We start from the raw sequence: 21480 nt of genomic DNA, 5'->3' as shown, positions 1-21480 counted from the left end.
TCCTTAGGTTTATTGCAATACTTGGGTTATAGGGCTACCGGTAGTCCCACTTGGAAAAGAAACCCCCAATAGAGCGGCTATGGTAGGTGCAATATCATCTATTTCGGTTCGCTCTACCGTACTCCCTTGTTTTATTCCCGCACCGTAAAAAAGAAGAGGTACATGTGTATCGTATATTTGTGGCGACCCATGGGTCGAACCTGTTTTTTGATATGAAATGGTTCCCGGGGCCAAAACCACCAACACATCACCCGAACGCTTTTGGTTGTAGCCGTTCTGCAGGATATAAGGTATACCATGCGTATAATCGTTCTGCCACATCTGATATGCGGTATAGGTCCTATCGATACCCTCGTAGCCCAAAACTTCCTTGGCAATGGCTTCCTGAACCTCTTGAACACTTAAGTCAAGGTTGTTAATAATATCATGATCAAGAAAATACTGATAGTTGGAAAAATTCTTGACAATATCGGTAGTACCGTAGTTGAACTCCAAGAACTGGGCAAAATCATTTTTCATAGCATCCCAAGAAACATAATCGGCCGGTATCTTTTGATCCTTCAAATACGAAGGCACCTCTATTGCGGCGTGGTCGGCACTTAAAAATACGGTATACTCCCCTTTACCTACTTTTCGATCAAGCTCTTTAAATAGACGCTCCAAATCACGATCCAACCTTAGGTAGGTATCTTGAACCTCTTTTGAAGCTACGCCAAACTTGTGTCCTACATAATCCGTACTCGAAAAACTAAGGGCCAAAAAGTCGGTAATTTCGTCCGCCCCCAAAGCTTCTGCATCTAGGGCAGCCAAGGCAAAATCAGTGGTCATACTATTTCCGAAAGGCGTAGCCTTAAGCATTTCATACTTTCCGTTGTTGTCCCATAACGCAGGAACGTCATGCGGAAAGACCGGGGATTCCTCTCCTTTAAACTTTCCTTCATAGGTATTGTAATCCGCAGCACTTTCTACGTATTCATTTATGTTCTTTAGGGTCTTCCATGGTTTTTTATACGCATCGACAGACTTCTCCGCATTGAATTTTTCCACCCACAGGGGCAACTTATCCATATAGTACGAACTGGTTATCCACGCACCGTCACTGAACCAATAGGCGGCATTCGCCGTATGGCCTCCCGGCAAAACCGCTCCCCTGTCCTTTAGGGCTACGGCGATGGTTTTTCCCCGCATCTGCGTATGCAGACGCAATTCATCGGTAATCGTGGTGACCGTCATTCTATGGGGTGACATCTTTCCAGCATCGGACGTAGTCCCGACCGACTCGTAATCGGGGTCTCCGGCACAATACACGCTTGTTTCAGTAGCTTTGTCGTACCAATTATTTCCTATTATACCATGCATGGCCGGTGTGGTACCGGTATAGACCGATGTATGTCCCGGGCCGGTGCTTGTAGGGGCGTAGTTATAGTGGTTGTTTCTACAATTGAAACCTTCGTTTACCAAGCGTTTAAAACCGCCTTCACCATAGTGGTTCCAAAAACGGGTGATATAGTCGTACCGCATCTGATCAACGATAATACCTACTACTAGCTTTGGTTCCGTTCTTAAGCCAGATACGGGCTGCTCTTTTGATTTTCGCCGGGCAAGACTATCGGAGGGTAAAAATGTTAAGGTAAAAACTGATAAAAAAACAATGAAATAATTCTTATGCATAACTGGATAGATTGTAATAACAAAAGTAAAGAAATTACCCTTTTAAAAATTAAATGAAGGTTAAATGAAATCGTTTATTGTTATTTTTGTTAGGATATACCTATTTTCATCACATGAACTACTTAACATCGATTGGCAGGTATGCCATAATGATAAAAGACGTCTTTAAAAAACCTACGAAATGGCGTATCATGAAATCGTTGATCTTAAAGGAAGTCGACGAGCTGATCTTTGGTTCTCTAGGTATTTTGATTTTTATCGCCTTTTTTATGGGAGCGGTTGTTGCTATTCAGACCGCGCTAAACATCACCAGTGAGCTTATTCCGAAAAACTTGGTCGGTTTTGCCACAAGACAATCGATTATATTGGAGTTCGCCCCGACTTTTTGCTCTATCATCATGGCAGGAAAAGTAGGCTCGTATATCACCTCAAGTATCGGCACCATGCGGGTTACCGAACAGATAGACGCATTGGAGGTCATGGGGGTAAACGCCTTGAACTATTTGGTTTTTCCAAAGATCATTGCCTTATGCCTCTATCCTTTTATTATTTCGATAGCCATGTACGTAGGTATCTTCGGAGGCTGGATGGCGGCCGTATTTGGTGGATTCAGTACCAGCGCCGATTTTATAGAGGGGGTTCAATTAGACTTTATTCCATTTCATGTGACCTACGCTTTTCTCAAGACCTTGGTCTTTGCCTTTGTTTTGGCCACAGTGCCCTCATACCACGGTTTTTACATGACGGGAGGAGCCTTAGAAGTAGGTAAGGCAAGTACGACTTCCTTTGTGTGGACAAGTGTTGTCATCATTGTAGCGAACTATATTCTAACCCAACTTTTATTAGGCTAATGATCGAAGTAAACGACATACACAAATCTTTTGGCGACACCCATATCTTAAAAGGCGTCACCACAAGTTTCAGCAAAGGAAAGACGAATCTTATCATTGGACAAAGTGGGTCTGGGAAAACAGTTTTCCTAAAGTGCCTTTTGGGTCTTTTTACCCCGGAACAGGGCTCGATCAGTTATGACGGTAAAATATACTCGGAAATGACCGACGAGGAAAAACGTAACCTTCGCCAAGAAATAGGCATGGTTTTTCAGGGAAGTGCCCTCTTCGATTCCATGACGGTCGAAGGCAATGTAAAATTCCCGCTTGAAATGTTTACCAAACAATCGCAATCGGAAATGCAAGACCGGGCCGACTTTGTGCTTAAACGGGTCAACTTGGTGGATGCCCATCATAAATATCCTTCCGAAATATCAGGAGGTATGCAAAAAAGGGTAGCGATAGCCAGGGCCATTGTTATGAACCCCAAATACCTGTTTTGCGACGAGCCCAATTCCGGACTCGACCCCAAAACCGCCATAGTTATCGACAACCTGATTCAAGAGATCACAGAAGAATACGATATCACCACGGTAATCAACACCCACGATATGAACTCGGTAATGGAAATCGGAAAAAAAATCCTCTTTCTAAAAGACGGGCTAAAAGCATGGGAAGGGACCAACAAAGAAATCTTTAAGACCGAAAACGAAACCGTTACTGATTTTGTCTATTCTTCGGACCTCTTTAAAAAAGTACGGCAGATGTATATTGAAGAGCGCAACTAAACGCGACAACCTTTCATACGTTTAAACCACAGCTGATTGATTATCTAGCTCCACGCAATTGTACCGTAGAATCTTTTAAACGCACTTTCAACCAGTCGAGAATTTTCTTGTTTTCCGCGACCACCTTGGCCGAAGACACTCCCTTTCTCCATTTTACCTCAAAAATGGACAGCGTATCAATTTTCTTGAAATCATTGATTACGGCGTAGTCGAACTGTATGGATTCAATATCCTTATAATTCGCCTTTGCCTCGGCACTGATATCTAGAAACGGCACCTTCTTTTGCTGTGACGCATCGCGCCTTAGCCGACTCACTTCAGCCTCAAGAAGGGCTATTTTTTCCGCCTTGCTCGACAATTGATTTTTTTGTGATTCGTAGAGTTCGTTAACGTATTTCAATTGATCTACTTGCTCGTTCTGGGCCCCTTGAATAACATGAAGCTCTGTATTTCTAAGGCGGTAGAAATCCTCATCCTCTTTCAAGATAGTATTCCACGAGGCTATGATATTGTCAGGTATGACCTCATTCCCCATACACACCACTTCAATGACCGGCTTTTCACCTTCATTATATTCAATGCTGGTAAAATTATCTAAAAACCTACCTCCTCCCATAAACTGGTATTTCCCGATAGTTTCGCCAACAAATTCCGTAGCTTGCTTTTTGAACATCGATTCTTGAAATACCTTATAAAACGTCCATCCTGCAGGAATCATGACCAACAAGGCCACCACCGAGGCTATGCGTGCAATTCGTCTTCTCTTGGCCGAATTGGCATAACGCACCATGGGGAACTTCAACAGTTTTATGGTCAAAAAAGTGGCCAGGGCAATGAAAATAGTATTTATGATAAACAAATACATAGCCCCGAAAGCATAGCCAGGATTACCTATGGCCAGTCCAAAACCTACAGTACACAGAGGCGGCATTAAAGCGGTTGCGATGGCTACCCCGAAGATAACACTGGCAATGGTCCCTTTTTTGGCCCGGGCGATAACGAGGGCCAAACCACCAAAAAAGGCAATGAGCACATCACGAATATCAGGTGCGGTCCGCGCCAACAACTCCGATGATTCATCTTGAATAGGAAAAAATTCAAAGAAGAGGTAGGCCGTTAAAACACTGAGCACTACCATTACCGTAAAGTTCTTAAGGGAACGCCTTAGCGTATCGATATCGTTAATGGCCAAAGACATACCCAGTCCCAAAATAGGCCCCATTAGGGGAGATATCAACATCGCACCGATAACGACCGCCGTAGAGTTCGCATTCAAGCCTACGGAGGCTATGAATATCGAACAAACCAAGATCCATGAAGTATGGCCTTTAAAGGGAATATCCGCTATTATGGCCGCCTTCGTAGCTTCTTGATCGGTATTCTCGCGAATATCGAGCAACTCACGTACAAACCTTCGAATACTTTCCCAAAGCCCTTTCGCATCTTTTCGGATGGCTTCCTTGGTCTCTTCTTCGCTTGACGTAAGATTATCTTGGTTTAGTTTATCACTCATATCATACTGTTAGGCATATGTATCTCCAAATTTATCCTTAACCTCGCCCAAAACCTTTTTGATATCCTGTTCCTTGGATTTTGGATAAATTAAAAGTACTTCTTTTTTGTCTACGATAATATAGTCGTTAAGACCATCTACTACCACAATCTTGTCTTTTGGGGACCTGATCATATTTCCGGATGCATCGGTGGTAACGACCTTACTGTTCACTACGGCATTGTTGTCTTCGTCTTTATCCAATTTATCGTATAAAGAGCCCCAAGTCCCCAAATCGTTCCAATCAAATGTGGCCGGAAGCACGAAAATGGATTTAGAGTTTTCCAAAATCGCATAATCGATGGAGATATTCTCCGCTTTCGGGTAGTTTTCTTTTATAAACTCCTTTTCTTCGCCAGTATTGTAACAAGACATTCCCGATTCAAAAAGGGAATACTGCCCAGGCTGATAATTTTTAAAGGCATTTACGATGGTCTTTACGCTCCACATGAATATTCCCGCATTCCACAGAAAATTCCCTTGGGCCAAAAACTCCTTGGCCGTTTCATAATCGGGTTTTTCCCGAAATTGATTCACCTTCTTCAAGCCCTCGGCACTTTCCTTTTCAAATTCGATATAACCAAAACCGGTATTCGGAAACGATGGTTTTATACCTAAGGTACAAAGCACCTCTTCTTTCTCACATTTTTCAAAACAGGTCGTGACATCTGCAGCGAAAGCGTCTTCATCTTCGATCCAGTGATCGCTCGGAGCCACGATCATAACCCCGTTTTCGTTCATTTTTTGGATCTTTAGCGCCGCGTACAAAATACAGGGCGCCGTATTACGCATTGCCGGTTCAAGCACCACTTGATCCTGCTTTACCATAGGAAGCTGCTCCAATACCAAATCGTTATATCGCTCATTGGTCAAGATGAGAATATTCTCCGTAGGCACAAATTTATTCAGACGCTTAAAGGTTTTCTGGATCAAGGTATCGCCGGTACCCAACATATCATGAAATTGCTTAGGGTACGATGACGTACTGATAGGCCAAAATCTCGAGCCGACACCTCCGGCCATTAACACTGCGTAATAGTTTTTGTTTTTCATTTTTTGATTGCTCTTGGAAGCGAAGCCAATAAAATCTTGACATCACCATTAATAGTTAGCTATTCTTATTTCTATTTATCTTATTTCCTACAAATATCACTCAAAAATCAATTCAACTTCCGCATTTGGCTGAAAAAGATACATTCGGCCCGTTGCGACCTCTATACATTCGTACCGCTTGACCCTTCTATTCCCCCTCTTATACAGTTTTCCGTTATAAATACGGAAAACGCTACCCAAAGGCACCTGAAAAACATAGGTTTTATCGGTTTTCTGGGCATCAAACTGTTTGAGGGCTATCGACAATCGGGCATCGGTACTACTACTCGCCTTGGGGTTCTTAAAGTGATGCGCCAAAAGGGGCAATAATTGCGAGGGAAATATTTCGGGACGAATAAAGGGTAGCATGAGGTATTGAAATATACGCTTCCACTCCGCTCCGTGCGGCTTTATGCTTCTACCGTACTTTTCAAATGCCACCAAATGGGCCAGTTCGTGGATCAGGGTAATTAAAAAGCGATATTTATTGAGGCTTGCGTTAACGGTAATCTGATGCTTCCCATTGGGCATTCTTCTGTAATCGCCATGGCGCGTGACCCTTTCATTAACGATCTTCAGGTGCGCACCTGTTTTCTGAATTAATTCAAGACACGATTCAACGGCCCTTTCGGGGAGATATTTTCGTAACACACTATCCACTGGAAACAAAAATAAGTTAACTCGGCCAATAAATGAAGTTATCTATTATTAAGCCTATGTCAAAAATCGACCACCCTTAACGGTCTTGGTTGCAGCTCTAAAAATATCAGGGAGTGCTATTGCTGACCTGAAGCAACTTGCCATTGTAAAATTTATGCCCGGTTAAGGCGAAATTTTTGATATACCCAGCCATCTCCAAAGCAGTAGTAGGCGCCTCGTAGCCCGGAAAGGCCTCTTCTAGCATTTCCGTTTGAACCGCCCCTAGGGCTAAAACATTGAAAGATGGGCCGGTTTCCTTAAACTCTTCCGCCCATAGTTCCGTGAGTGTAATGACGGCCCCCTTACTCGAACTGTATGCCGACAAGCCCGGAAACTTAACGCTTCCCTGAACACCGCCCATAGAGCTAATGGTCACCACATGGCCTTCTTTTGACATTTTAGGAAGGACCCTTCGCGTCATTTCGGCCACACCGAATACATTTACCTTATAAACCGCTTCGAACTCCTCGGCTTCGGTCTTCAGAAAAGGTTTGTTCAGCAAGCTTCCCGCATTGTTGATAAGCAGGTCTACCGATTTAAAGTTTTCGTCCACAAAATCTTCCATTTTCTTAAAATCGGAAGGATTCCCCAAATCAAAGGGGAAACTGAAAATATTTTTATGGCCCAATTCTGAAATAGGTCGCTCATTTCGCGATAAGGCCAAGACTTTATGACCTTCGTCGGCAAACAATTTTGCCAGCTCAAAACCTATCCCCCTACTCGAGCCCGTAATAATAACATTTGCCATTAATTATATTGAATTTCTTTGGTCGGGGCATTTACGATACCCTCTACAACCGGAATACTTTTATTGATCAAATCGGCCATATGGTCGAAGTCTATTTCAGAAATCTCATCCCCTACCTTGTGATAGTGATTGAAATTGGTAAAATCAAAGGTGCTAAAGGTTTGTGAAGGCACACCGAAAGCCTCATGAAAAGGATAGTTATCAGACCTCATAAAAAGATTGAACTCCTTTGCCTTTGGAAGAAAACCCGCATAGACAACACCTTCCGCATAGCTATTGGCCACATCGGCCATATTCGACTCCCCATACCCCGTTAAATAGGCTAGATAGTCTTTACCTACCAAGGGCACGCCTACCATCTCATAATTAAGCATAGCATAAAGGTTCAAATTAGCCTCCTTTAGTTTTTGCGCCAAATGCTTTGAACCTAAAAGTCCTTTTTCCTCGGCACTAAAAAGCGCAAAGATGATGCTCCGCTTATTGGTCTTAGCATTGCCAAAATAGCGGGCCAATTCCAATACGGTAGTCGTTCCCGTAGCATTATCGTTGGCCCCATTGGCAATTTTATCCCCGTTCTCTGCGGCTATCAGACCTATATGGTCATAATGGGCCCCGACAATTACAAACTCGTTCTTTAATTCAGGATCATTGCCCTCTACCACACCCACCACATTGAAGGCAGGTTGATCATAATTGGACAACTCATCCCTATAGGTCTGAAAATAAGGTCTTATGTTATTTTCCGAAAAAACGTTCTCGATAAACTCGGCAGCCTTTTCAATACCCTCGCTACCCGTATCCCTGCCCTGAAGCTCGTCCGAAGCCAAGAATGTCATGATAGTACCAACCTTATCGCTGTTCGTGAATTGATTTTTAGATGCACCTAGCGCACCACTTACACCATTAAGGTCGTCGGCCTTCTTAGGCACTTCCATCAGACTTCGATCAAACTGCACCGCCTCTTCGCTCTGAAGCGTTACCGATTCATCAATTTTAGACGATCCACAGGCCATTACCAGCATGCCCGTCAAGAATACAAAACTCTTTTTCATAGGTATTTAATTTTCGACTACAATTTAGAAATAAAAAAAGGCATCTCGAAATTACCGAGATGCCTTTATTATATTAGTTTCTATCTGTTTAGGCCAGCATGGTCACCGGATTTTCCAGATAAGAACGTAAAGTCAATAAAAATTGGGCACCAGTAGCACCATCGACCGTTCTATGGTCACAGGCCAAGGTTACCTTCATTGTATTCCCCACTACGATCTGACCGTCTTTCACCACTGGTTTTTGCACGATGGCCCCTACGGAAAGAATTGCAGAATTAGGCTGGTTGATAATTGAAGTAAACTCGGTAATACCGAACATACCCAAGTTAGAAACCGTGAACGTACTTCCATCCATTTCAGCCGGGGTCAGTTTTTTGTTTCTTGCACGACCGGCCAAATCCTTAACGGCAGCACCGATTTGCGTTAAACTCAACTGATCCGTAAATTTCACGACCGGCACCACAAGACCGTCATCTACCGCTACGGCCACACCTACATGCACATGATGGTTGTAACGTGTTGTATCACCGTTCCATGTTGTATTGACTTGAGGATGTTTCTTCAATGCCATGGCACAGGCCTTCACTACCATATCGTTAAAAGACACCTTGGTATCGGGCAAATCGTTTATTTGCTTTCTAGAAGCCATTGCATTGCCCATATCTACCTCAATGGTCAGATAATAATGCGGAGCCGTAAATTTAGACTCAGACAATCGTTTGGCAATAGTCTTACGCATCTGTGAATTTTTCACCTCTTCGGAGCCTTCTTCACCAACTGGCAAGATTACAGGTGCACTTGCAGGGGCTGCAGTCGTAGCTTCCGCTTTTTGTGGTGCAGCCGCCGGTGTTGCGGCAGGCGTATAATTTTCAACGTCTTTCTTTACGATTCTTCCATTATCCCCGGAACCGGGAACACTAGATAAATCGATGCCTTTTTCCTTAGCTATTTTCTTGGCCAAAGGTGAGGCAAAAATGCGCTGGCCATCGTTTACCGACTTTGGTTCGGCGACCTCTTTCTTAGGCGCTTCCTTTTGGGCTTCGGCAGGAGCACTTGCTTTTCCACCAGAAGATGGCTTTGCATTAAGTACGGCATCAACATCGGTACCCGCAGGGCCTATAATGGCCAAAACCGCATCGACCGGTGAAGATTCACCTTCCTGTATACCTATATATAATAAGGTTCCCGAATAGAAAGATTCAAATTCCATTGTAGCCTTATCCGTTTCGATCTCGGCCAAAATCTCACCTTCTTCTACCGTATCACCTACCTTTTTCAACCAGGCGGCAACAGTACCCTCTTCCATAGTATCGCTCAAGCGTGGCATCTTTACGATTTCCACACCCTCAGGAACTTCAGCAGAAGTGCCAACCTCATCGGAACTCGCAGAACTATCCTCTACTGGTCCATCCGCCGCATCGGCTTCCTGAACTTCGGAAGACACCACACTACCGTTCAATAGGGAAGAAATATCTTCACCTTCCTCACCGATAATGGCCAACAAAGAATCAACCGGAGCGCCTTCACCCTCAGGTATACCGATATGCAACAGTGTTCCCTCGTAAAAGGATTCGAACTCCATAGTAGCCTTATCGGTCTCTATTTCTGCCAGTATATCACCCTCTTCAACCTTGTCTCCAACGTTTTTTAACCACTTGGCCACGGTACCCTCTTCCATGGTATCGCTTAAGCGGGGCATGTTTATTACTTCTGCCATCTACCTAATTATTTATGTTGTACAAATGGAAAATCTTCTTGTTCATAGACCATATCGTACAATTGCTGTACTGGCGGATAGTCTGATTCGTCTGCAAATTTCTCGCATTCCAAGACCAAATCCTTCACCCTTTTGTCTATAGCTTTTATCTCTTCTTCCGATGCGTAATTATTCTCTTTAATAATATCAAGAACTTGGGTAATAGGATCAATTTTCTGATACTCCTTTACCTCTTCCTTAGTTCTATAATGTTGCGCATCTGACATAGAATGACCTCTATATCGGTATGTTTTCATTTCCAAGAAAGTAGGTCCGCCACCAGAACGTGCCCTATCAACGGCCTTGCCCACTTCTTGGGCCACCGTTACGGGATCCATACCGTCTACGGGACCACAAGGCATTTCATAGCCTAAGCCGAGTTTCCAGATTTCAGTGGAATAGGCAGTCCTTTCTACCGAAGTTCCCATGGCATATCCGTTGTTTTCACATATGAAGACTACCGGAAGTTGCCATAACATGGCCAAGTTCAAGGCTTCGTGAAAGGAACCTTGGCGTACGGCACCATCACCCATATAACACAAGGTAACATTATCCCTTCCTGCATATTTATCACCAAAGGCCATACCGGCACCCAATGGAATTTGACCGCCTACGATACCATGTCCTCCGTGAAAACGATGTTCCTTTGAGAATATATGCATAGATCCCCCCATACCTTTTGAGGTACCGGTTACCTTTCCATATAATTCGGCCATTACTTTTCGGGGATCAACTCCCATACCAATTGGCTGTACGTGGTTTCTATACGCCGTAATCATACGGTCCTTGGTAAGGTCCATTGCATGCAATGAGCCGGCCAAAACAGCTTCTTGACCATTGTACAAATGTAAAAAACCTCTAACTTTTTGTTGAATGTAGACCTGTGCCAGCTTGTCTTCGAACTTACGCCAGAACAACATATCCTCATACCATTTCAGATATACCTCTTTGGTAATTTTTTTCATTGATGCTATTAATTTGGATTCTTCGTTACATCTTGTCAATTCCTTTCATACATGGAATGAACCAGAAGAGCAAAAATACATATTAAATCAATAGTTGAAAAAAATTGAAGTAAAAGGTTTGTTAGAATTTATCCTAAGGCTATCAAGAACTGTTACAAAAAAGAACTATCGAAGCCAAGTGGCAGTAGATCGGCCATAGAATCGCACTTTAATATTTTGCCGGTTTCCCCCATCATCAAGAGGGCTATGGGACTTTTTTGTCGCACCTCGTACTCTGAAATAGACTGCCTACAATTTCCACAGGGCGCTGCAGGTTCGATCAACTGATAGGTCGTAGAAGTGGCGGTAATGGCTATCGATTTGATGCCCACACCCGGATATTTGGCCCCAGCATAAAAAACCGCCACCCTTTCCGCACAAAGTCCCGAAGGATAAGAGGCATTTTCTTGGTTGTTACCGATAACAATTTCACCGTTCTCCAAAAGCACGGCGGCCCCTACCTGAAAATTCGAATAGGGCGCATAGGCATTCTTCCTAGCCGCCACGGCCTCGGCCATTAGATTGGCATCTTCACTGCCCAATTCCCCCAAGGAATCGAAAGTGGTCAATTCAAAAGTAATATTCCGTTTTTGCATACTTGTTCGAATATAGGCCTAAAATAATAAAACCCGCCGAACGGCAGGTTTTATAAGCACCAATAATACTATATTTTAATCATTATAGAATTCGTCTCCCAAATTAAAGGTTACGGAAAAACGAAGTGAATTTTCTACAGGGTTGGTAATTTTTGATGTAGAGAACAGATAAGAAAGGTCTATTTGGGCCGAATTGAACTTAAAGCCGGCACCGAGGGTAAAATACTTCCTATACCCCTTAACATCACTCTCATTAAAATATCCGGTACGGAACATAAAAGCTTCTTGATACGTGTATTCCGCACCTAAGGCCCATGTCATCTCCTTCAATTCCTCGCCAAAACCGTCGGGGGCATCCCCAAATGATTTAAAGACACCGCTTAAGAAGCCGATGTTCTGATACTCGTCCCTATCGTCGGCATCCAAATCGCCATCGCCATCAAAATCCTTAGGGGTAGGCACCAATAATTTATTGAATTCAGAGGTAAACCCTATAACATTGTCTTGATCCAAGATGATATCGAAACCCACACCGAACTTCAGGTTGGTGGGGATAAAGTTATCCTGTCCGTTTTCGTCGTAAGCTATCTTGCCTCCTAAGTTGGAAATATTGAACCCGGCTCTCCAACGTCCATCGAAACTGTTGTAGGCTATTTCCCTTGAGCGATAAAATCCTGCTACATCAACGGCAAAGGTACTGCCTGGCTTGGCATCTACGTTATTGTCGTTCTGAAATTTCAGATTCGACCGTATATACCTACCTCCTACGGCCATTGAGAACGTCGGACTTAATTTTAAGGAATACGACCCGTCAAAAGACAATTCGTTCGGTTTTACCACCGTACCTATATCTTCATAATTCTGTCTTAGCTCAATATCACCCAAGGTAAAATACCGAAGGCTGAAGGCGAAAGCACTCTGATCGTTAATTTTATTAAAGTAACTGGCATTCAAAAGGCCAATTCCTGAAATGGCATTGCTCAAATAAGGTGTATAGCCGAGACCAACTCCCATTTTACGTTCTGCAAAAGCGAATTTTGCAGGGTTCCACTGTTGGGAATAAGCATCGGTAGAGGTAGCGACACCCATATCTCCCATACCAGCTGCCCTGGCATCTGCTGTAATATTCAAAAAGGGAACTGCGGTCGTAATCACACGATCACCCGCTTCTTGGGCCGATATTTTGCAAGCAAAAGCGAGCAAAACAAGCATTGATAATTTTTTCATTTTTAAATAGAGCTAAATTTAGTCGGTCAAAATTTACAATATCAGGGTACAACCAAAAAATATATCAGTTGTACTACATACAAACGCCCTTTTAAGGAATATCTTGCATGAAACATGCAATATTTTTAATTTCGGGACAAATTAAAAACGGGGCGCAAAGTACGCACTTCTTTTGTAATTTCGCGTTTCCATATAAAATATAAGGGCCTGCATACGGTTTTCAGGTAAAAGAAAGAGCTTCTCCATACTATAAAGCCAATTGTACCGTTATGGAGTTTAAGACGTCATACGTTTTAAACAAATACGAAGGCGCTTCTAAGAGAAAATATTTTTTGGCAAATAAAATATTATGTATAAATCATCGTTTTATATGCCGAAAGTGACACTAAAAATTAATCAAAATAAAACAACCAACTGCACTACCGTTTCAGCAGTGGTCCTATTTGAACTCAAGTCCTAATTATGAAAAAACAGTTTATCAAAGTTGTACTTTCTTGTGCAGTAATAGCGGGAGGTTTTACGGTTACCAGCTGTAAAAAATCCGGTTCTTCCAAAGATGTGTCGAGAGCCACAGGCTGGAAAATAAACGCCAAAGAAGGTGGTTTTCAATACAATACGGATTTCAAGGAGCAAGAAACCGCACCAGGCCTTGTATTTGTTGAGGGTGGTACTTTCACCAAAGGTAAGGTACAGGATGATGTTATGCACGATTGGAACAACACGCCAACATCGCAACACGTACAGTCTTTTTATATGGACGAGACCGAAGTAACGAACGTCATGTATTTGGAGTACCTCGATTATTTAAAGAGTGTTTATCCTCCGGAAAACCCAAAATACACGAATATATATAAAGGTGCCTTACCCGATACATTGGTATGGAGAAACCGCCTAGGTTTTAACGAAACCATGACCAACAACTACTTAAGACACCCTGCCTACGCAGAGTATCCCGTAGTAGGCGTCAACTGGGTACAGGCCACGCAATTTGCCGAATGGCGTACAGACCGTGTGAACGAAGTTATGCTCGAAAGGGAAGGATATTTGGCAAAAGACGCCAAGTACAAAGCCGCCCAAGGCGAGGTTTCCGGTACTTTTAGCACCGAAGCCTACCTTAACAGACCTGAATCTGTTTATAACGGACAAATAGATTCACTACAGGGTAAAGCAAAAAAAGACAGTGTAAATACATTTGCTAAAAGAAGTAGCGGTGTAATTATGCCAGAATATAGACTGCCAACGGAAACCGAATGGGAATATGCGGCACAAGCCAATCAAGGAAACCGTGAGTACAACAACTACAGAGGTAGAAAAAAATATCCATGGGATGGTGATTACACCAGAAACGGACAACGTGTAGGTAGAGGTGACCAATTGGCCAACTTTAAGCAAGGTAAAGGGGATTACGGCGGAATCGCCGGATGGTCAGACGATGGTGCCGATATTACCGCCCAAGTAATGTCTTACAAGCCAAATGACCTTGGTCTTTACGATATGGCAGGTAACGTTGCCGAATGGGTAGCCGATGTTTATCGTCCTATAGTCGATGACGAAGTAAGTGACTTCAACTATTACCGTGGTAACATTTATATGAAAACCGCAATCGGTGAAGATGGAAAAGTAAATGTATTGAGAGATTCTATTGTTTACGATACGCTTCCTAACGGAAAAATAGTTGCAGTAAACCTTCCCGGTGAAATTAAAATGGTTCCTGTCGATGAAGAGGAAACCTACTTAAGAACCAACTTCTCTTCTAGCGACAATAGAGGATATAGAGATGGTGACCCAGGCTCTTCTAGGTTCTTCGATCAGTTCAGTGATGAAGAAGGAGAAGATGACAACAAGAAAATGTACAACTCCCCTAAGCATAAAGTAGAAAGGGATTCTACTGGAAAATTGGTCAGACATTACGACACATCGAACAACAGAACAACATTGATCAACGACGAGGTAAGGGTCTACAAAGGTGGCTCATGGAGAGACCGAGCATATTGGTTAGATCCAGCACAAAGAAGATATTTGCCACAATATATGGCTACCGACTACATCGGCTTTAGATGTGCCATGTCAAGAGTAGGTTCTAAATCTAAGACCAAAAACAAGACCCCAAGAGGCAAAAAGGTAAGATAAGCCTTAAACAAATAAATTTCTAAAAAGTCTCGGCAATCATGCCGGGACTTTTTTTATACTTTTACTTTATGAAAACAGCGCAACTGCACCAGCATTTTTTAGAGTCTCCCGAAGCTTGTACCGATACTCGAAAAATAACCGACAACTGTATTTTTTTTGCCTTAAAGGGCGATAATTTTAACGGAAACCACTACGCTAACGAAGCATTAAAAAAAGGGGCGGCCTACGCCGTAATCGATGAAGCCGAGTTTGCCGAGTCGGACCGACATATCTTGGTAGACGACACTCTAAAAGCGCTTCAAGAACTCGCTGCATTCCACAGAATCCATTCAAAAGCCAAGGTCATAGCATTGACCGGAAGCAACGGCAAGACCACTACCAAAGAACTGATCAACGCCGTACTATCACAAAAATATAACACCATTGCCACCCAAGGCAACCTCAACAACCATATTGGCGTACCCCTTACCCTACTCTCCATAAAAGAAGATACCGAAATAGCTATTGTTGAAATGGGTGCCAATCATCAAAAGGAAATTGAATTTTTATGCGCTTTGGCACAACCTGATTTCGGTTACATCACCAACTTTGGCAAAGCACACCTCGAAGGTTTCGGGAGCGAGGCGGGTGTCATTAAGGGCAAGAGCGAACTTTATGACTTCTTGACCAAAAACAACAAGCATGTTTTTATGAACGGAGACGACCCCGTGCAAATAGAAAAACTTGGCCATTACATCAAGAAGTACGGTTTCAGCACAAGCAACAAGGACTATTATACGGTTGAACTTACAGCGGCCGACCCTTTTGTAAGGATATCGGTAGAAGACACCCCTATAACCTCACAACTTATCGGAAGCTACAATTTCACCAATTGTGCCGCAGCCATTCTCATTGGCAAATATTTCAATGTCGCCCTAGCCCAGATTAAATCGGCCATAGAAGGCTATGCCCCGAACAATAATCGTTCACAGATATTGACAAAAAACGGGCACCGTATCATATTGGACGCCTACAATGCCAACCCGACCAGTATGAAGGCCGCACTAGAAAATTTTGCCCAAATGCCAGGAAACAACAAAATCGCCTTTTTGGGCGACATGTTCGAACTAGGAAAAACTGCGCTTGAAGAACACCAAGCCGTAGCGGACCTTGCCCACAAATTGAATTTTGAAAATGTAATCTTGGTAGGTGAAAATTTTTATGGAACGAATACCCCTTTTCAGAAATACAGCAGCTTTAACGACCTAAAACTGCACCTGAACAAAGGAAACCTAAAGGACAACTGCACTATTTTAATCAAGGGATCAAGAGGTATGGCCCTTGAGCGCATTCTAGAATTTCTATAAATCGGTAAAAACAAAAAAAGGCGGTACTTTTCAGCACCGCCCGATACAAACTACTTATTATCTATCTACTTTAATTCGACCCTATTTTCTACAATTTCCTTAATAGGCACAACAAGCTTCCCCTTTTGGGTTCTCAAGGTTACCGTAATGTTATCTATGGCCTCAATGGTGCCTTCCACATCGGAAAACTTGATCTTATCCCCTACAGCATAATTCTTTCTCGCATAGAACATCTTTAACAGCCCTTCCACCACACTTTTAGACCCAAGACCCAACCCTAGCGCAAAGGCCAACAAAAATGCACCCAGTATAAGCGAAAAGTTGTTCGTGAACATAGAGGTGTCTATACCCGCTTGGTTCAATGAAGTTATCGTTACAAAAATGACGATAATATAAAAGACGACACTACTCACAAGTCGACCACCACCAAATCCCATGGAGTCAAAGACTCCTTTCAACGCTTGTTTTATAAGCTTTGCCACATAAAGTCCGATCATAAAAATGACCATGGCGCTAAGCAGAATAGGCAAGTATCGCAACAAATTGGCAATCTCTTGGGAGATAATGGCCAGCTCTACAATATCTGCGGCAACCACAATAAAGATTAACAAAAGGACCCACTTTACAAATTGAAGTAAGACTTTTTCTATATCGACCTTTACATTGCTGTCACCAAACAACTTTGCCTCGTTGATCTTATCGGAGATTTTCCCTACTTGGGCCACCTTCATCACTTTCCCCAAAACCATACGCACCACCTTGCTTATGATCCATCCTATAAGTAAAATAACCATAGCCCCCAAGATATTGGGCAATGCGGAAGCTATATCATTGATTATGGTTGTTATGGTATTGAAAGTTAAATTTTTCCATTCTGAAACTTTATCCATTTTCTTAAATGTTACGCGTTAAATAATGTCGGGATTGGTTTTGAATATATCTTCTATAGCTGACTTATAATTGCATGTAAACAAGTTTGCCATTTCCATAACAAGCTTAGCCGAAGCTATATCATCCATAACCTTCTTTTTCAAATGGGGAGGTACCTCGTGAAGCGAGTCTTCCATTTCCTTAAATGGGTTTTTCTTTTCCATGGCGTTATGGTATTTTATTATAAGCTTCCACTATTCTTGATTTGGCCCGTTTCAATCTCATTTTCACGGCACTTTCCCCTATTTCAAGTATAGTGGTCAATTCTTTTATCGACACATCGTCTTGATACTTCAAGAGTAATATCTTCTTGTCTTCCGGTTCGATAAGTTCCAAGGCCTTTTTGAGCTTTTCGGCTCGCATATTGGCTATTTCAGCAGCATCATTATTACCATGAATAGGCCTATCCGATTCCGAAATAGAGTCGGATTTATCACTCATCATCCGTTGCTTGTTCCTATTCACATAATTTACACAGAAATTATAGGTGAATGCATATAACCAAGTGGAGAATTTTGACCGCCCCTTAAAACTCGACAATTTGATAAAGAGCATCAGAAAGACATCTTGCGTAAGGTCTTCCGCTTCATCCGCAGATTTCGAAAAGCTATAACACTTGTTATATACCCTTTGCGCATATCTATCATAAAGCACGGCAAATAGCGTAGCATCATTCTGCCTGGCTATTTTTCGCACGAGCTCTTCGTCCGACATTGATTCCGGTACTATCTCTGTTTCCAATACTTGGTTTAGGTTGCTAATTATTCAATTCCGACACAAAAATCAACTAGAAGACTTTATTTCCCCTGTCAAATATACTTACAATCGACAAGTAAAAACAAAAATCTAGCATCAGCTCTAATTTCAAACCCCAAAAGTAATTATTACCGATCAAATATTCAGGGTCGGGCACACCATAACATATTTCAAAGAACGTATGCGTCAGATATTGACACTCCGATTACCAGGAGCGAATATGAGGCTAACAACTTACAACACATCAAAGAACCGAAGCATTACATCACCATTCCTCCCACCGCCAATAAGTTTAGGCTATTTTACACCATATCACAATTTGGGCATTTTAACTAGTGAGGCTTTCCTTAGATTGCCCAGATTCATCGCGGGAGTTCCGTTTGCGTTTTTTTTTATCCTCAGATTTAAATCCGGAAGAAAACAAGATTTTGGGCAACATAACTACCATACCGATTAAAAAAATAGTTATACCAATACAGAAAAACACAAATACTAGGTCATTCATCGTACATCATTTTAGTTAGTGTATAAGATTAGACCCGACTTTTGGGAAAAAGTCACTTTTTTAAATAAAATTTAAAAAACTTGTTACTTGAAAAGAATAAAGAAAGGAAGTGTAGACAATATAGTTAAGAACTAAAATACCGGTACTCGCACAATGGTTGGTTCACTGGTATTTGGTATTTTCTTCGACGCTCGTATTAAATTTATGCTTTGATTTTCGTTTCGCAGTCCTCCCCCCTTCTTTGATGTATTTTTTAGCAGATAATACGGAAGGAATCACAAACACAATGATTATTAGGAAAATAATCAAACTTATGACTAAAAGCAGAACATATGGGTTAAACACGTCTTGATTCTTAATTGGTTACACATTTAATAGGAAACCACTTATGGTAAAAAGTCACATATTAACGAGCAAAAACTTATTAATATTGTAGTAAGACGCTAAATAACCGAGGTTCTATTAAAAAAAGAATCAAAATCACGGATTCACGAAAGAAGTAAAAAACGGAAAAATCAAAAAGGAAGTTATTGAAATTTTGTGGGTCATACTGGATTCGAACCAGTGACCTCTGCCCTGTCAAGGCAGCGCTCTAAACCAACTGAGCTAATGACCCAAAAAATAGTCCGCCAAAGGTAAAATTTATTTCCGATTATGAAAACATAAATCGACCGACTTCTTGATCTTCCTGCAATTTTCGTTCTTAAAAATAATATTTCCCCGCACGGCATCGGATAAAAACGAAAACTCACAAAATTACCCCGAATTGATAAAACGAGCAAAAAGCACAGTGTTCTAACGGTTTCTACACCCAAATGAATGTACAAAAACTACACAATCGCAAATTTGACCATTTGTTGCACTATTGGTCACACCAATAATACGTATTTTGCGATAACCATGATATATTTATCAGAATTTCAACAACAAAACAAAATATCGCCGCAATATCGGCAAAAACATACGTACTGAAAATCGATAGTATACACCAACACTATTTCTACAAAACCGATTAGAACAAACAATTATGATTGCATTAGAATTCACGACTTTTTTAGGCCGTTTTCATCCCTTGTTCGTCCATTTGCCCATTGGCTTTCTTTTCTTGGCCATCGTATTGGAGTGGTACGAAAGTTTCAAAAAAACCGAAACAAAAAGCAAACTGATTCCCCTTGCCTGGTTACTGGGCGCACTAAGTGCTTCCGGGGCCGCAATTTCAGGATGGTTTCTTGGTGAAACGGGACTCTATGAAGAGGAACATCTGTTCGCCCACCGATGGCTAGGAATCGCCTTGGTGATTTTTTCATTTGCAGGATGGTATCTTAAAAGTAAACCCAAAGCCTTTCCCATTAAATTGCAGCACGGTTTTAACATCGTTCTTTTGGCCATGCTATTTATCGAGGGACATAAGGGAGGAAATCTGACCCACGGCGAAACGTACTTGACCGAATACGCCCCTGCCCCCATTCAAAAATTATTGGGCGGCAATGAAGATATAGACACCCGTCCCCAATTCTCCAACCCTGATTCAGTTCAGGTTTATGCCGATTTGGTCGCCCCTATTTTTGAGGCCAAATGTGTCGGATGCCACAATGACCAAATAAAAAGAGGAGGACTCAACATGAGCCACCCCGACTCATTACTTCTCGGGGGCGAAAGCGAAAATGTAATTGCATCGGGCAACACCCAAGAAAGCGAACTCTTCAGAAGAATTACGCTACCTCCAAAGAACATTAAATTTATGCCGCCCACCAACAATGCCCTTACCTACGACGAAATCAAGACCGTTGAATGGTGGATCGAACAAGGAGCTCCTTTCGATGCCACCCTTTCCAGCCTTGAAGTGGCCGATAACATAAAACCGGTATTATTAAGACGCTATGGCATAGACACCAACGAAAAACCCTGGTACGAAACCGTACAGCTTGCGCCATTAGACAGTACAAAACTCACGGCCTTGGTACAAAACGGTTTCGAGGTAAAGACCTTAGGCCCCGACAACCCTTTATTAGATATCAAATATTCTGGAACAGACCTCACCAACGAAAAGCTGGCGAGTCTTAAGGAAGTAAAAGAATATATTACTTGGCTGTCATTGGCCGATAGCAATGTAGAAGACAGTTGGCTTTCGATCGTATCGGAGTTTACCAACCTGACCCGACTTCAACTTGAAAAAACTACTGTTTCCGATAAAGGGGTATCACATTTGTCCAATCTAGCACACTTAGAAGCCCTAAATCTATATGGCACCCAGGTCACCGATGCCTGCTTGCCCGATATAGAGAAAATAAGCAGCCTTAAGCGTGTTTATTTGTGGCAGACAGGTGTCAGCTCACAAACGGCCAAAAGCACGCAAGAGAACAACAAAAAACTTGAGATCGTAATAGGAAAAGGTTAATCTACCTATTGCCACGATTTTAAAATCCCGTCTAAATTATTTAGATGGGATTTTTTATGGTCGGTAGTCAGTAAAATAAGAAATATATGACACAACACCATTATCAGACCTTACTACACCTATTCCCTTCCATTTCTTGATCTGACGTTCCCGGAGCAGGGCCTCCCTCCGCCTAGGATAGCTTTCGGTATATTTTACCTCCCAGTCCTTGGCCTTCGAGGTAAAGCCCTTGTGGTTCTTCAAATGCTCCTCCAATCGCACGGACATATCCTGGGTGGAACCGACGTAGTATCGGTCCAAGCATGGGCTCAACACAAAAAGTTGTGGAGAGGTTAAAATTGGCCGATCTTTGAATCCAAAAAGTTAAATGCTTTCAGATTCACTATCATCTATAGCCAAA

Annotated in this window: 19 protein-coding genes and 1 tRNA gene; 5 read left to right on the top strand and 15 right to left on the bottom strand. The window is 42.3% G+C overall.

What is annotated here, in order from left to right; all coding sequences use genetic code 11:
* Positions 1-9: 9 nt before the first annotated feature.
* Positions 10-1671, bottom strand: coding sequence for an alkaline phosphatase PafA (gene pafA, locus BW980_RS21685; RefSeq protein ID WP_076457250.1), 1662 nt, complete (start codon positions 1669-1671; stop codon positions 10-12).
* A 113-nt stretch (positions 1672-1784) separates the two neighbouring features.
* Between pafA and BW980_RS21680 the strand changes: the two genes are divergently transcribed.
* Both BW980_RS21680 and BW980_RS21675 read left to right on the top strand, forming a co-directional pair.
* Positions 1785-2522, top strand: coding sequence for an MlaE family ABC transporter permease (locus tag BW980_RS21680; protein ID WP_076457249.1), 738 nt, complete (start codon positions 1785-1787; stop codon positions 2520-2522).
* A complete protein-coding gene (locus tag BW980_RS21675; RefSeq protein ID WP_076457248.1) occupies positions 2522-3289 on the top strand; it encodes an ABC transporter ATP-binding protein in 768 nt (255 codons plus the stop codon). The genes BW980_RS21680 and BW980_RS21675 overlap by 1 nt, the downstream gene beginning before the upstream one ends.
* Positions 3290-3329: 40 nt before the next feature.
* Here BW980_RS21675 and BW980_RS21670 read toward each other — a convergent pair whose 3' ends face one another.
* The 9 genes from BW980_RS21670 to porV form a co-directional block, all read right to left on the bottom strand.
* Positions 3330-4802 (bottom strand): DUF389 domain-containing protein, encoded by a 1473-nt coding sequence (locus BW980_RS21670; RefSeq protein ID WP_076457247.1) that lies wholly within the window; start codon positions 4800-4802, stop codon positions 3330-3332.
* 9 nt (positions 4803-4811) lie between these two features.
* Positions 4812-5894, bottom strand: coding sequence for a mannose-1-phosphate guanylyltransferase (locus tag BW980_RS21665; RefSeq protein ID WP_076457246.1), 1083 nt, complete (start codon positions 5892-5894; stop codon positions 4812-4814).
* 96 nt (positions 5895-5990) lie between these two features.
* Positions 5991-6593, bottom strand: coding sequence for a SprT-like domain-containing protein (locus BW980_RS21660; RefSeq protein ID WP_076457245.1), 603 nt, complete (start codon positions 6591-6593; stop codon positions 5991-5993).
* A gap of 106 nt (positions 6594-6699) precedes the next feature.
* Positions 6700-7380: an SDR family NAD(P)-dependent oxidoreductase gene (locus BW980_RS21655; protein WP_076457244.1), complete on the bottom strand. Its 681-nt coding sequence runs from the start codon at positions 7378-7380 to the stop codon at positions 6700-6702.
* Entirely contained in the window at positions 7380-8432 is a 1053-nt protein-coding gene (locus BW980_RS21650) for a M28 family metallopeptidase (RefSeq protein WP_076457243.1), read from the bottom strand. The genes BW980_RS21655 and BW980_RS21650 overlap by 1 nt, the downstream gene beginning before the upstream one ends.
* 88 nt (positions 8433-8520) lie before the next feature.
* Positions 8521-10149, bottom strand: a complete 1629-nt coding sequence (locus BW980_RS21645) for a pyruvate dehydrogenase complex dihydrolipoamide acetyltransferase (protein ID WP_076457242.1) — start codon at positions 10147-10149, stop codon at positions 8521-8523.
* Positions 10150-10157: 8 nt separating this feature from the next.
* A complete protein-coding gene (gene pdhA, locus BW980_RS21640; RefSeq protein WP_076457241.1) occupies positions 10158-11153 on the bottom strand; it encodes a pyruvate dehydrogenase (acetyl-transferring) E1 component subunit alpha in 996 nt (331 codons plus the stop codon).
* A 152-nt stretch (positions 11154-11305) separates the two neighbouring features.
* Entirely contained in the window at positions 11306-11788 is a 483-nt protein-coding gene (gene cdd, locus BW980_RS21635) for a cytidine deaminase (protein WP_076457240.1), read from the bottom strand.
* A gap of 75 nt (positions 11789-11863) precedes the next feature.
* Positions 11864-13015, bottom strand: coding sequence for a type IX secretion system outer membrane channel protein PorV (porV, locus tag BW980_RS21630; protein WP_076457239.1), 1152 nt, complete (start codon positions 13013-13015; stop codon positions 11864-11866).
* A 462-nt stretch (positions 13016-13477) separates the two neighbouring features.
* On the opposite strand from porV, the gene gldJ reads away from it, so the two are divergent.
* Both gldJ and BW980_RS21620 read left to right on the top strand, forming a co-directional pair.
* Positions 13478-15145, top strand: coding sequence for a gliding motility lipoprotein GldJ (gene gldJ / locus BW980_RS21625; protein WP_076457238.1), 1668 nt, complete (start codon positions 13478-13480; stop codon positions 15143-15145).
* Between the two features lie 68 nt (positions 15146-15213).
* Positions 15214-16491, top strand: coding sequence for a UDP-N-acetylmuramoyl-tripeptide--D-alanyl-D-alanine ligase (locus BW980_RS21620; RefSeq protein WP_076457237.1), 1278 nt, complete (start codon positions 15214-15216; stop codon positions 16489-16491).
* Between the two features lie 65 nt (positions 16492-16556).
* On the opposite strand, the gene BW980_RS21615 is transcribed toward BW980_RS21620, so the two are convergent.
* The 4 genes from BW980_RS21615 to BW980_RS21600 form a co-directional block, all read right to left on the bottom strand.
* On the bottom strand, positions 16557-17381 hold the full coding sequence (locus BW980_RS21615; protein ID WP_083690592.1) for a mechanosensitive ion channel family protein: 825 nt from the start codon (positions 17379-17381) through the stop codon (positions 16557-16559).
* 18 nt (positions 17382-17399) lie between these two features.
* Positions 17400-17585, bottom strand: a complete 186-nt coding sequence (locus tag BW980_RS21610; protein ID WP_013992271.1) for a hypothetical protein — start codon at positions 17583-17585, stop codon at positions 17400-17402.
* 4 nt (positions 17586-17589) lie between these two features.
* Positions 17590-18135, bottom strand: coding sequence for an RNA polymerase sigma factor (locus BW980_RS21605; RefSeq protein WP_139327763.1), 546 nt, complete (start codon positions 18133-18135; stop codon positions 17590-17592).
* 1088 nt (positions 18136-19223) lie between these two features.
* Positions 19224-19298: transfer RNA gene (locus BW980_RS21600), tRNA-Val, on the bottom strand.
* A gap of 411 nt (positions 19299-19709) precedes the next feature.
* Here BW980_RS21600 and BW980_RS21595 point away from each other — a divergent pair.
* Entirely contained in the window at positions 19710-21080 is a 1371-nt protein-coding gene (locus BW980_RS21595) for a c-type cytochrome domain-containing protein (RefSeq protein ID WP_076457235.1), read from the top strand.
* Positions 21081-21134: 54 nt separating this feature from the next.
* Here the strand turns inward: BW980_RS21595 and BW980_RS21590 are convergent, their stop codons facing one another.
* Complete coding sequence (locus tag BW980_RS21590) at positions 21135-21380, bottom strand: GIY-YIG nuclease family protein (RefSeq protein ID WP_245800143.1); 246 nt, start codon at positions 21378-21380, stop codon at positions 21135-21137.
* Positions 21381-21480 lie beyond the last annotated feature (100 nt).

This window comes from Zobellia uliginosa, from assembly GCF_900156625.1.
Taxonomy (GTDB): Bacteria; Bacteroidota; Bacteroidia; order Flavobacteriales; family Flavobacteriaceae; genus Zobellia; species Zobellia uliginosa.
The sequence above is the reverse complement of the archived record's forward strand: the minus strand, read 5'-3'. Positions and strand labels throughout refer to the sequence as shown.

Bases quoted from the DNA above. Each gene is read 5' to 3' on its own strand.
- pafA (WP_076457250.1), bottom strand. From the start codon at position 1,671: ATGCATAAGAATTATTTCATTGTTTTTTTATCAGTTTTTACCTTAACA.
- BW980_RS21655 (WP_076457244.1), bottom strand. From the start codon at position 7,380: ATGGCAAATGTTATTATTACGGGCTCGAGTAGGGGGATAGGTTTTGAG.
- BW980_RS21620 (WP_076457237.1), top strand. From the start codon at position 15,214: ATGAAAACAGCGCAACTGCACCAGCATTTTTTAGAGTCTCCCGAAGCT.
- BW980_RS21675 (WP_076457248.1), top strand. From the start codon at position 2,522: ATGATCGAAGTAAACGACATACACAAATCTTTTGGCGACACCCATATC.
- BW980_RS21615 (WP_083690592.1), bottom strand. From the start codon at position 17,381: ATGGATAAAGTTTCAGAATGGAAAAATTTAACTTTCAATACCATAACA.
- cdd (WP_076457240.1), bottom strand. From the start codon at position 11,788: ATGCAAAAACGGAATATTACTTTTGAATTGACCACTTTCGATTCCTTG.
- BW980_RS21595 (WP_076457235.1), top strand. From the start codon at position 19,710: ATGATTGCATTAGAATTCACGACTTTTTTAGGCCGTTTTCATCCCTTG.
- BW980_RS21610 (WP_013992271.1), bottom strand. From the start codon at position 17,585: ATGGAAAAGAAAAACCCATTTAAGGAAATGGAAGACTCGCTTCACGAG.
- BW980_RS21680 (WP_076457249.1), top strand. From the start codon at position 1,785: ATGAACTACTTAACATCGATTGGCAGGTATGCCATAATGATAAAAGAC.
- BW980_RS21645 (WP_076457242.1), bottom strand. From the start codon at position 10,149: ATGGCAGAAGTAATAAACATGCCCCGCTTAAGCGATACCATGGAAGAG.
- porV (WP_076457239.1), bottom strand. From the start codon at position 13,015: ATGAAAAAATTATCAATGCTTGTTTTGCTCGCTTTTGCTTGCAAAATA.
- pdhA (WP_076457241.1), bottom strand. From the start codon at position 11,153: ATGAAAAAAATTACCAAAGAGGTATATCTGAAATGGTATGAGGATATG.
- BW980_RS21670 (WP_076457247.1), bottom strand. From the start codon at position 4,802: ATGAGTGATAAACTAAACCAAGATAATCTTACGTCAAGCGAAGAAGAG.
- BW980_RS21665 (WP_076457246.1), bottom strand. From the start codon at position 5,894: ATGAAAAACAAAAACTATTACGCAGTGTTAATGGCCGGAGGTGTCGGC.
- gldJ (WP_076457238.1), top strand. From the start codon at position 13,478: ATGAAAAAACAGTTTATCAAAGTTGTACTTTCTTGTGCAGTAATAGCG.
- BW980_RS21650 (WP_076457243.1), bottom strand. From the start codon at position 8,432: ATGAAAAAGAGTTTTGTATTCTTGACGGGCATGCTGGTAATGGCCTGT.
- BW980_RS21605 (WP_139327763.1), bottom strand. From the start codon at position 18,135: ATGTCGGACGAAGAGCTCGTGCGAAAAATAGCCAGGCAGAATGATGCT.